Raw genomic sequence first — 11,695 nt, 5'->3', positions numbered from 1 at the left:
CAAGTATCCGATCAAAAATAAAAATGCCAGTCAGCTTAACTGACTGGCATTAGCCGCTCCGCCAGTTTTTTCTTGAACTGATCTCGCAGACCTGCGCCCAGCTTCTCCCATTCTCTCCAGGCCTTTTCAGAAAACTCCAGCTCATAGGTCATCTATTGAGGCCTTGATGGTGGGGTCGTTTTCTCGCTCCTTGCAAAGCTCGATCAACTCCAGATCATCAAGACGCGTCATCATTGCCTCGTATTCTTTGGCAGGTACGCAATAAAACGCTGGTTCATTTCGGTTGAGAATCGCTACGGAGCGTCCACCTCCAGCAGCTACGGTGCCCATCGGATTTTTTTTCAATTCGGAAATACTCGCTACTACGTGGGAAAGAACGATGTGTGCCATTAAGGTGCCTCCTGAAGTGCTTTTAGTAGCACCTAAAATAGCACTCCCTGAAGGTCTTAACGTCAGTCCATTTGACGATACCACGTGATTTCCAGCGACGTTTCTGCGTTGTCCGTCAGATGTTTCTCGCAGTTGGGTGGGAACAGGAAGGATCGCTACATTGTTCATCAGTGAGTAGTGCGATGCCTGAGCCCAAGCATTCGCGAGCAGGCTCGCTCCCACATTTGAAACGCGTTCCAATGTGAGAGCGAGCCTGCTCGCGAAGAGGCCGGCACAGTGAGTAGATAACTCAAGTATTACGCGGCAGCACGCACCAACAACACCCGCGTCACACGCCGCTCTTCCACCGCTTTGACCGTCATCTGCCAGCCTTCAAGTTCCAGACGATCACCAATGACCGGCAGACGATCCAGCAGGCTCATCACCAACCCGGCCATGGTCTGATAGTCCTCGGTCGGCTCAGCACCAAACCCGGTGCGCTGGCGCACACGCGCCAGGTTCAACGCGCCGCTGACCATAAACCCGCCCTGCTCCTCGATCACGTCCGGGCCTTCGATTTCGCTGGCATCGGGCAACTCACCGGCAATCGATTCGAGGATGTCGGTCATGGTCAACACGCCGACAAAATCACCGAATTCGTTGACCACAAAAGCAATGTGCGTCGAGGCGGCGCGCATTTGCTCCAGCGCGTTGAGGATCGAATAGCTGTCGAGCAGATTGATGGTCTTGCGCGCCAAATACTCCAGATTCGGCTCGGCGCCGGCCAGGTACTCCTTGAGCAATTCTTTCTTGTGCACGAAGCCCAAAGGCTCATCCACCGCACCGTTGCGAATCAACGGCAGACGCGAGTAGGACGAATGCATCAAGCGGGTACGAATCGCCTCGCGATCATCGGCCAGATCAATCGTGTCGACATCGGCGCGCACCGTCATCAGCCCGCGAATCGGGCGCTCGGCCAGTTGCAGCACGCCGCTGATCATCACCCGTTCGCGACGATCGAACAGTTCGGCACTTGGCGCGTCACCGTCGTCGAGCAGGTCGCAGATCTCCTCACCGACCTCTTCCACCGCCAGTTTGCGCCCGCCCAGCAAGCGCAGGACCGCATGAGCCGTGCGCTCGCGCATCGGTCGCAGGCCTTGCATCGAGCGCTTGCGCCGAGCCCGGGCGATCTGGTTGAACACCTCGATCAGAATCGAGAAACCGATGGCGGCGTACAGATAACCTTTCGGAATGTGGAAGCCCAGACCTTCAGCGGTCAGGGCAAAACCGATCATCATCAGGAAGCCCAAACACAGCATGATCACCGTCGGGTGTGCGTTGACGAAGCGCGTCAGCGGCTTGCTGGCGACGATCATCAAGCCAATCGAGATGATCACCGCGATCATCATCACCGCCAGTTCATCGACCATGCCCACGGCGGTGATCACCGCATCGAGCGAGAACACCGCATCAAGCACCACAATCTGCGCGACGATCGGCCAGAACAAGGCATAAGCGCTGTTGGTCGTGCGTTCGCCGACGTGACCTTCAAGGCGTTCGTGCAATTCCATGGTGGCCTTGAACAACAGGAACACACCACCGAACAGCATGATCAGGTCACGGCCGGAGAAGCTCTTATCGAACACTTCGAACAACGGCTGCGTGAGGGTGACCAGCCAGGAGATACTCGCCAACAGACCAAGGCGCATGATCAGCGCCAGCGACAGGCCGATAATCCGCGCACGGTCACGCTGATGCGGTGGCAGTTTGTCCGCCAGAATTGCGATGAACACCAGGTTGTCGATACCCAGCACCAGTTCCAGCACGATCAAAGTCAACAAGCCTAACCAGGCCGTGGGATCCGCTAACCATTCCATAAAACGTCTCGATCTCTCTCGGTTAATTCAGGCTGCCGGACACGGCAAAGCGCAACGCGAAGGCTCTGGGGCCGCGTTAACAACGATAGTCGGATGTCGGAAAACTGGATGCTGCGAGTGCGTCAAGACCGCGCCATGGCGCGAGGGGAAGGTGCGACTGGGAGGCTCCGAGAGGGTGTTCATGTAGATCCTGAATGAAAAATGGCCTTGGAGCGTACAGGCATTGGGAACATTTCCTACAGCGGCAAATCATTTCAAAATCTGTAACAACTATCCGCATCCCCCTGTAGGAGCTGCCGCAGGCTGCGATCTTTCGATTTTGATTCTTAAAAACAAGATCAAAAGATCGCAGCCTGCGGCAGCTCCTACAGTACGGTGTCAGCGTCCGGCGAAGCGCAGCCGGGACAACTGCCGCAAATCCCCTTCGAGGTAATAATCGTTGGTCCAACTGTCGTCCGCCGCCAATGGACTCACCTGTTTCAACGCCAGTTTCCTCGCGAAATAACGAAACCGGTAATGCTCGTAAAATCGCAACAGCTCCAGCCCGTAACGATCCGCCAGATCGATGTTGCCACGAATGATCAGGTAGTTTTCATCGTTGCCATTGCTAGCCGCAGCACTGAGGTTGTGGCTGCCGCTGATGATGGTCGGCGAATCGCTGGTGAAGTCAGTGATCACCGCTTTGGTGTGCACCAGCAGGTTGCCCTTCTGACCTTTCATGTTCTCGCGCAACCAGCCTTCCAGCCCGGTATTGAGCAGCGCAGTGGCGGCGAATTCGGCGCTGCGGTCGGCATGGAAACCGGTGATTCGGCTGGCAGTGTTTTGCAGGCCATAACGCAAAATGTCGTCGTGGGGCTGGCCAAGTAACGCGTTGAGAATCGCGTCCGGCAGCGAGAACGCCGTGACGAACAGCACGTCCTTTTTTGCCGCGCTGATGATCTTCACGAACGCCTCCAGGTCAGCCCCGCCAGTACGCGGTGAAAAACCGACGAACAGCGGCTGTTGCGGATTCATCGGGTTGTGCTTGGTGATCCAGTCGCGGGTAGCACCGACATCATCCGGCTGCAGCCAAATCTGCTCGAACGTTTGCAGGTAACTGGCAGCAACCGATTCGTCGTCCAGCACATGCACCACGTTGGCCTGCCGGTAGACGCCGTTGGCGGTGAAATTGGTGCTGCCACACAGAACCGCTTCAGGCTGATGCTCACCGCTGGCAGCGACGCGGCTGAGAACGATAAATTTGTCGTGAAAAATGTTGTGGGTCACTCGCCCGCGTTTGCTCGCAGGAGGCAGCGCCGCCAGACTTGCTTCATTGATCATGGTGTCTTCGTCATCCGGCCGGGCGTGATACAGCACCCGCACCTTCACGCCCCGCGCGAACGCCGCATTCACCGCATCGATGATTGCCTGTAACTGGTATTCGTAGATGGCGATGTCCAGCGCCCATTGGCCATCGACGGCGCGCTCGATAAAACCTAGCAAGCGTCCGAGCAAACCGTTCTCCAGCCACTGGCGAGCTGCGTCAGGCCAGGCTTCGATGGGCATGTTTTTGTTGGCGCTGATCTGTGCATCGAGATCGGGAAACTTGCGCTGGAATGCCTGACTGGCGGCGACGGCGCGATTGAATATCACGTTCTGGTTGCTCGGGTGACCGTCATCGGAGGTGATCGTCAGCTCGAGTGCTTCGCCCAACTGCACGGCATTGGCCGTGCCGTAGGCCAGGTGCACACGATAGTGGAGGGTCATGCCCGGATTGACCGCGTAATCAGCCCAGCGAAATTTCTGCAGCGGTGCGGTATCGCTCGGGGTGGCGTGAAACTGGGGAAACGTGTGCGCCTTGCCGGGGAAAGTCAGGCTGTTGAACAGGAACAACCAGGGTTTGCCGCCCTGCTGCTTTTCGATGGCGAAACCCAACAGGCCTTTGCGCCGAGATTCGGCCAAGTCCATGGCCAGCAGCACGCCGTTGGTACCGGCGTAGGCTTTGACGCGGAAATCGTCCGCGGGATTGTTGACCAGTACGCGCATCGCTCACTCCTTGTGATTGGGCTGGGTGCAGCATAGAGCAGGGATGCGGGTTTTGAGTGTTCGGCTCTAGACCGGATCGATGCAATCGCGAGCAGGCTCACTCCTACAAGGGAACGCATTCCAAATGTAGGAGTGAGCCTGCTCGCGATGAGGCCCGACCGTACACAGAAGGTATCAGAGAGAAATCAGCTCATCGATATGTCGATACTCTGATCCCAGCGCCTCGGCCAGATCCCGCGCCCGGCCCAACCGAATAGGCCCGCGCTCGATATCGATCAACAACCCCGGACACGCCAGCGCCGGCAATCCCGACCACTGCTTCAAACGCCCATCCGTGACCACCAACAATCGCTGCTGCTCGGCGGGAAAACGCTTGCGCCGCACCGCCAGCCATTGCTCGGCCTGCACCAGCGCGGCCAGCAACGGCGTGCCACCGCCAGCGCCCAACGCCTCCAGCCAGGCACGCAAGCCGCTGGACGCCTTCAGTCCCTGCACCTGCCATTGCGGCGCCGAACCACTGGCGGTCAGCAATGCCAGCCGCGCGCGCTGGCGATAAGCATCGTCGAACAGTTGCGCGAGCAAACCTTTGGCATCGCTCAAGGCATGATGGCGCCGTGTCGAAGCTGAAGCATCGACGATCACCAGCCACAGCTCATGCGGCGAGCGCGTACGCAGTTGAAACAGCAGATCTTCACGGACCCGAGGACGTCCATTGAGCAACGTGCCCGGCCAGTTCACCGTGCCACTGCGGGCCGCATGGCGTTTGCCCTGACGTCCGTCGTCCAGCTGTCCGGCGCGGGGTCTGGCATTCGCCCCCGCATCGGATCGGGGGCGAATGCCTAAGGCTTTTTTGGCCAGCTCGGCACTTCACGGCGAGCGCCGGTGGCAAGAGCGGGCGCCGGCATGTCGCCCCACTGGCCCTGCCCTTCGCTCGACGAGGCCTGGGTTTCGGCCGGCGACTGGGCAGGTTGTTGCGGACTCGATGGTGGATGCTCGCGACGCCGATGACGCAGGGCAAACTCGGCCACCGCGTCGATGTCTTCTTCGCCAATCACCGCAGCCCCGCGCCATGCCGCGTGGGCACGAGCGGCCCGCAACCAGACCAGGTCGGCACGCAGACCATCGACTCCGGCGGCGAAACAACGCTCAGTGATCTGCGCCAGTGCGGCATCGTCCAGCGCAATATCGGCCAAGGCATCGCGAGCGTTTTGGCAGCGAGTACGCAGGGCCTGTTGCTCGGCTTCCCACTGCGCGCAGAACGCTTGCGGATCGTGGTCGAAATCCAGTCGCCGGCGAATGATCTGCCCGCGCTCGGTCGGTGCTGTATGGCCACTAAGGGCGACGTTCAAGCCAAAGCGGTCGAGCAGTTGCGGACGCAACTCGCCTTCTTCCGGGTTCATGGTGCCGATCAGCACGAACTTTGCCGAATGCCGATGGGAAATACCGTCGCGCTCGATCAGGTTGGTGCCGCTGGCGGCAACGTCGAGCAGCAGATCCACCAAGTGATCCGGCAGTAAGTTGACTTCATCGACGTAGAGCACACCGCCGTCGGCCTTGGCCAGCACGCCCGGTGAGAATTGTGCGCGCCCGTTGCTGAGCGCGGCGTCGAGGTCGAGGGTGCCGACCAGACGCTCTTCGGTAGCACCCAGCGGCAAGGTGACGAATTGACCACTGGCGAGCAGATCGGCCAGGCCACGCGCCAGGGTGGATTTGGCCATGCCGCGCGGGCCTTCGATCAGCACGCCACCGATTTTCGGGTCGATGGCGGTGAGGCACAGGGCGAGTTTCAGTTCATCGGCGCCGACCACGGCGGAGAGCGGGAAATGCGGGGTGTCGGTCATTTGGGTTTTCTCTGTCGTGGTCGTGGGTGTTCTTGGTGTGGTGGTGTGTCAGTCGGGGTGGCCCTCACCCTAGCCCTCTCCCGGAGGGAGAGGGAACTGACCGAGTTGTTCTGGCGAGTTACGCCGACCTGATATATCGAGCCGAGCTCAAGTTCTGACAGCAACATAGATCGGCCCCCTCTCCCTCCGGGAGAGGGCTGGGGTGAGGGTAGCTTTTGACTGCCTAGACATCTTCTTCTATGTCCAGCAACAGATTCTCCAGCGCCTCTTTATAAGCCCCCGGTTCCTGCCACATCCCCCGCTGCTGCGCTTCAAGCATCCGTTCAGTCATATCACGCAACGCATGCGGATTATGCTCACGGACAAAATCCCGCGTCGCCGGATCGAGCAAATACGCATCCGCCAACAACGCGTACTGGTGATCATCAATCAACTGCGTCGTCGCATCAAACGCGAACAGGTTGTCGACCGTTGCCGCTAATTCAAACGCGCCTTTATAGCCATGGCGCTTAACCCCGTCGATCCATTTCGGATTGGCCGCTCGCGAGCGGATCACCCGGTTCAGCTCTTCCTTCAACGTGCGGATCTTCGGCAGATCCGGCTGGCTGTGATCGCCGTGATAACTGGCCGCCGCTTCGCCACGCAGGGTCTCCACAGCAGCGAGCATGCCGCCCTGGAATTGGTAGTAGTCGTTGGAATCGAGCAAGTCGTGCTCGCGATTGTCCTGATTCTGCAACACCGCTTGCACCTGACTCAGGCGCTGGACAAATTGCTCGCGGGCGGCGGTGCCTTCGTCGGAACCGCCGTAAGCGTAGGCGCCCCAGTTCAGATAAACCTCGGCCAGATCGTCGCGGCTCTGCCACAAGCGACCGTCGATGGCGCCCTGCACGCCTGCGCCGTAGGCACCGGGTTTGGCGCCGAAGATCCGCCAACCGGCCTGACGACGCGCGGTGTCCTCATCGAGGCCCGATTGCAGCAGTGCCTCGCGCTCAGCGCGGACTTTTGCCGCCAGCGGATTGAGATCGTCCGGCTCGTCCAGCGCAGCCACTGCTTGCACGGCAGCGTCGAACAGACGAATCAGGTTGGCGAAGGCATCACGGAAGAATCCTGAGACGCGCAACGTGACGTCGACGCGCGGACGGTCAAGCAGGCTCAGCGGCAGAATCTCGAAATCATCGACGCGCTGACTGCCAGTGGCCCACACCGGACGCACGCCCATCAACGCCATGGCCTGGGCGATGTCATCGCCGCCAGTGCGCATGGTGGCCGTGCCCCAGACCGATAAACCGAGCTGGCGCAGGTGATCGCCATGGTCTTGCAGGTGTCGTTCAAGGATCAACGTGGCGGACTGGAAACCGATGCGCCATGCGGTGGTGGTCGGCAAGTTGCGGACGTCGACCGAGTAGAAGTTACGGCCGGTGGGCAGCACGTCGAGGCGACCACGGCTGGGTGCACCGCTCGGGCCGGCGGGGACGAAACGGCCGCTGAGGGCGTCGAGCAGACCGCGCATTTCGGCGGGGCCGCAGGCGTCCAGGCGTGGGGCGACGACTTCACGCAGCGACTGGATAATCGCATTCACATCAGCCCCCCCCGATCCCTGTGGGAGCGAGCTTGCTCGCGAAAGCTGTGTGTCAGTGAATGAAGTGTTGGCTGACACGACGCCTTCGCGAGCAAGCTCGCTCCCACATGGATCGTGCAGGGCTTGGGAAATCAGCTGTGTGGCAAACAGTTCGAGACGTTCGCGGGTGTCGCCGGCGGTGCGCCAGACTTCGTCGCTTTGCGATTGCAGTTCTTCGGGGCGCGGGCCAGTCCACGGGTCGGACAACGCGCAATCAAGCGGATCGAAACCGAGTTCGAACGCTTTGGCCAATGCGCGCAGCAGACTCGATTGGGCGCCCTTACCGTCTCCGCGTGGAATCCGCAACAACGCCAACAACGTATCAATGCGCAGTCGCCCGTTCGGTGACTCGCCAAAAATGTGCAAGCCATCGCGAATCTGCGATTCCTTCAGATCACACAAATACGTATCGAGACGCGGCAGCCAGATCGCCGCATCAGCGTCGCTGTCCAGCCCGGCATCGAGTTGCAGTTCGCGATCAATCTGCGTCTCGCGCACCAGTTGCAAAATATCGCGCTGCAACTCACGGGCGCGGCGCGGATCGAGCAGTTGCGCTTCGTAATATTCGTCGGCCAACAGCTCCAGATTGCGCAATGGGCCGTAGGTTTCGGCACGGGTCAGCGGCGGCATCAGGTGGTCGATGATCACTGCTTGGGTGCGTCGTTTGGCCTGCGCGCCCTCGCCCGGGTCATTGACGATAAACGGATAGATATTCGGCAGCGGTCCGAGCAGCGCGTCCGGCCAGCAATTCTCCGAGAGGCCGACGCCTTTGCCCGGCAGCCATTCAAGGTTGCCGTGCTTGCCGACGTGGATCACGCCGTGTGTGCCGTAGGTGTTGCGCAGCCAGAAATAGAACGCCAGATAAGCGTGCGGTGGCACCAGATCCGGGTCGTGATAGACCGCGCTCGGATCGACCTGATAACCGCGCGCCGGTTGAATACCGACGAAGGTCAGGCCGAAACGAATGCCGGCGATCATCATCCGCCCGTCGCGGCACATCGGATCGTTTTGCGGTGATCCCCAGCGCTCGATCACCGCCGCGCGATTGGCTTCGGGCAAGGCGTTGAACATCGTCAGATAAGCGCCCATCGCCAGGCTTTGCTGGCACGGGCGCAGATCAATCGTATCGAGATCGTTGCTGACGCCACCGAGCAATTGCTGGATCAACTCGGTGCCGGTTTTGGGCAATTCTGCCGTGACCGGATAGCCCTCAGCCTGCAACGCACGCAGGATATTCAGCGCCGCCGCCGGCGTGTCGAGACCGACGCCATTGCCAATGCGACCATCGCGGGTCGGGTAGTTGGCGAGAATCAGCGCGATGCGTTTTTCGCCATTCGGCACCCGTGCCAGATCGATCCAGCGCCGCGCCAGTTCGGCGACGAAGTCCATGCGCTCGGGTTGCGCGCGGTAGCAGACCACATCGGACTGACTGCGCTCACTGCGCCAGGCCAGATCCTTGAAGCTGATCGGCCGGCTGATGATGCGCCCGTCGAGTTCCGGCAAGGCAATGTGCATGGCCAGATCGCGCGGGCCGAGACCTTGCTCACTGTCACGCCAACCGGGTTCGTTGTCTTGCGCGCAGATCGCCTGAATCACCGGAATGTTGCGGCGAAACGGTCGCAAATGCGGTGCTTCAGGGCTGGATTGGGCGAAACCGGTGGTGTTGAGAATCACCCCCGCCTCGACTTCGTCCAGCCAATCCTCGACCACCGCCAGGCAGCCGGGTTCTTTCAGACTGGCCACGGCGATCGGCAGCGGATTCAACCCCGCTGCCTGCAAGCGCTGGCAGAAAACATCAATGAAAGCGGTGTTCGCCGCTTGCAAATGCGAGCGGTAAAACAGCACCGCCGCCACCGGGTTTTCCGGCAGCCATTCGGCTTGCCAGTCACTCAGTGCGGCGCTGGTTTTGTTCGGGTGGTAAATCGCCGTGCGCGGCAGGGTCTGCGGTTCTTCCCAGGCGTAATCGCGGGCGAGCCAACGATCAGCCAGGCAGCGGAAAAAATCCAGCGCATTACCCAGGCCGCCCTGGCGCAAGAATTGCCAGAGGCGGTCGCGTTCCTCGGCGTTGACGGTGCTCAGCTCGCTGAGCTCCGGGTCGGGACGGTCATCGCCCGGCACCAGAATCACCTGCACGCCACGTTCGGACAGCTCGACCAGCCGCTCGACGCCATAACGCCAATAGGCGATGCCGCCGTGCAGCGAAATCAGGATCACCTTGGCGTGACGCAACACCTCATCGACGTACAAATCGACCGAGGCATGATTCTGCACCTGCATCGGATTGGCCAGACGCAGGCTCGGATAGTCCTCGGGCAACTGCTGCGCGGCTTCAGCGAGCAGCGCCAGGCTGGAGTCGCCGCTGCACAGGATCACCAGCTCGGCGGGGGTTTGTCCAAGGTCGGCAATGTTGTCATCCGAGACGAAACCGCCGGGCTGGGTCCTGAGCAGATGCATGGCTTAAACGCTGAGCGCGGCGCGCAGTTGCGCTTCGAGTTGCGCCGCGTCGAGTTCCTGACCGATCAACACCAGACGGGTAACGCGTGCTTCATCGGCGCCCCACTGACGGTCGAAGTGCTTGTCGAAACGCGTACCGACGCCCTGGATCAGCAGACGCATCGGCTTGTTCGGAATGGCGGCGAAGCCTTTGACACGGAGGATGCCGTGCTTGACCACCAGCTGCGTCAGCGCGTCGAGCAGCAGGCTTTCGTCGGCTTGCGGCAGTTCGATGGAGATCGAATCGAAGGCGTCGTGATCGTGGTCATCGTGATCGTCATCGCCTTCACCATGGTGGTGATCGTGATGGCTGTGGCGGCTGTCGATGTGTTCTTCGGAGCCGGCACCGAGGCCGATCAACACGTCCAGTGGCAAACGACCGTTGCTGGCTTCGATGATTTTTACCGCTGGTGGCAGTTCTTCGGCGACTTCCGCGCGCACGCGAGCGAGATCTTCCGGGCTGGTCTGGTCGGCCTTGTTGAGGATGACGAGGTCGGCGCTGGCCAGTTGGTCGGCGAACAGTTCGTGCAGCGGCGATTCGTGATCGAGGTTCGGGTCGAGTTTACGCTGGGCGTCGACCTGATCCGGGAACGCGGCAAAGGTGCCAGCGGCCACGGCCGGGCTGTCGACCACAGTAATTACCGCGTCAACGGTGCAGGCACTGCGGATTTCCGGCCACTGGAAGGCTTGCACCAGCGGTTTCGGCAGGGCCAGGCCCGAGGTTTCGATAAGGATGTGGTCGAGATCGCCGCGACGCGCGACCAGTTCGCGCATCACCGGGAAGAATTCTTCCTGAACGGTGCAGCACAGGCAGCCGTTGGCCAGTTCGTAAACGCGGCCGGTGGCTTCTTCTTCGGTGCAACCGATGGTGCATTGTTTGAGGATTTCACCGTCGATGCCCAACTCGCCAAACTCGTTGACGATCACCGCGATGCGACGGCCCTGCGCGTTGTCGAGCATGTGCCGCAGCAGAGTGGTCTTGCCCGAACCGAGGAAGCCGGTGACGATGGTGACGGGGAGTTTGGCCAGTGTTTTCATCGGTATGCCCTTTGGCAAGCGGCGGGCATACGGGACGAGAACCGGCAACGCGCGTGCGCGCCGGAAGCGTTCGCCACCGGATCACCCCGCCCGGTTGTAGTGAGAATCTGTGACGAGGCAGGTCTCCTGGCTGACGGTGTTCAGGCATGGGCCTGGCGTTTGCTGCGCCTTCCCGCTGGCTCATGGGTTGAGCTGGCAGTGGCGTGGCAGCGAACATCACCGTTCACAGTTGCGGGGGCAGCCGCGGCATTGACCGCGTTCCCTTCTTAGCTTCGGCGTGGGCCGAAGAACCTCGAAAGCGCAAGGCTACGCATCGGGTGGTTATGGGTCAATGGGGTTGGGGTTTGGTTATGGGGGCATATCCGTTGCTGCGGGTGCCGCCGCTGGCGGTTTCGCTCTTACAGCGACTCACTTTTCCAGACGCCGAAAAGTAA

General features: G+C 60.6%; 7 protein-coding genes, 1 pseudogene and 1 riboswitch. All 8 genes and pseudogenes read right to left on the bottom strand.

Annotated elements, in window-relative coordinates; translation table 11 throughout:
- Positions 1–47: 47 nt before the first annotated feature.
- A pseudogene (locus ACWR1S_RS29960) lies at positions 48–152 on the bottom strand (type II toxin-antitoxin system RelE family toxin); the annotation flags it as partial.
- Entirely contained in the window at positions 142–390 is a 249-nt protein-coding gene (locus ACWR1S_RS29955; protein WP_454566028.1) for a type II toxin-antitoxin system Phd/YefM family antitoxin, read from the bottom strand. The pseudogene ACWR1S_RS29960 and the gene ACWR1S_RS29955, both read right to left, overlap by 11 nt.
- Before the next feature lie 296 nt (positions 391–686).
- Positions 687–2,246, bottom strand: coding sequence for a TerC family protein (locus ACWR1S_RS29950; protein ID WP_454566027.1), 1,560 nt, complete (start codon positions 2,244–2,246; stop codon positions 687–689).
- Between the two features lie 378 nt (positions 2,247–2,624).
- Positions 2,625–4,271 (bottom strand): phospholipase D-like domain-containing protein, encoded by a 1,647-nt coding sequence (locus tag ACWR1S_RS29945; protein ID WP_454566026.1) that lies wholly within the window; start codon positions 4,269–4,271, stop codon positions 2,625–2,627.
- Between the two features lie 174 nt (positions 4,272–4,445).
- Positions 4,446–5,057: a vWA domain-containing protein gene (locus tag ACWR1S_RS29940; RefSeq protein WP_454566029.1), complete on the bottom strand. Its 612-nt coding sequence runs from the start codon at positions 5,055–5,057 to the stop codon at positions 4,446–4,448.
- Between the two features lie 53 nt (positions 5,058–5,110).
- On the bottom strand, positions 5,111–6,112 hold the full coding sequence (locus ACWR1S_RS29935) for an ATP-binding protein (RefSeq protein WP_454566025.1): 1,002 nt from the start codon (positions 6,110–6,112) through the stop codon (positions 5,111–5,113).
- Between the two features lie 223 nt (positions 6,113–6,335).
- Positions 6,336–10,184, bottom strand: coding sequence for a cobaltochelatase subunit CobN (cobN, locus tag ACWR1S_RS29930; protein ID WP_454566024.1), 3,849 nt, complete (start codon positions 10,182–10,184; stop codon positions 6,336–6,338).
- A gap of 3 nt (positions 10,185–10,187) precedes the next feature.
- Positions 10,188–11,261 (bottom strand): cobalamin biosynthesis protein CobW, encoded by a 1,074-nt coding sequence (gene cobW, locus ACWR1S_RS29925; RefSeq protein ID WP_034154301.1) that lies wholly within the window; start codon positions 11,259–11,261, stop codon positions 10,188–10,190.
- 99 nt (positions 11,262–11,360) lie between these two features.
- Positions 11,361–11,571, bottom strand: a riboswitch (cobalamin riboswitch).
- Between the last annotated feature and the right edge of the window lie 124 nt (positions 11,572–11,695).

Source organism: Pseudomonas sp. AIG (assembly GCF_977020205.1).
The sequence above is the reverse complement of the archived record's forward strand: the minus strand, read 5'-3'. Positions and strand labels throughout refer to the sequence as shown.

Coding starts and splice junctions, on each gene's coding strand:
- ACWR1S_RS29950 (WP_454566027.1), bottom strand. CDS start 2,246: ATGGAATGGTTAGCGGATCCCACGGCCTGGTTAGGCTTGTTGACTTTG.
- ACWR1S_RS29955 (WP_454566028.1), bottom strand. CDS start 390: ATGGCACACATCGTTCTTTCCCACGTAGTAGCGAGTATTTCCGAATTG.
- ACWR1S_RS29935 (WP_454566025.1), bottom strand. CDS start 6,112: ATGACCGACACCCCGCATTTCCCGCTCTCCGCCGTGGTCGGCGCCGAT.
- ACWR1S_RS29945 (WP_454566026.1), bottom strand. CDS start 4,271: ATGCGCGTACTGGTCAACAATCCCGCGGACGATTTCCGCGTCAAAGCC.
- cobW (WP_034154301.1), bottom strand. CDS start 11,261: ATGAAAACACTGGCCAAACTCCCCGTCACCATCGTCACCGGCTTCCTC.
- cobN (WP_454566024.1), bottom strand. CDS start 10,184: ATGCATCTGCTCAGGACCCAGCCCGGCGGTTTCGTCTCGGATGACAAC.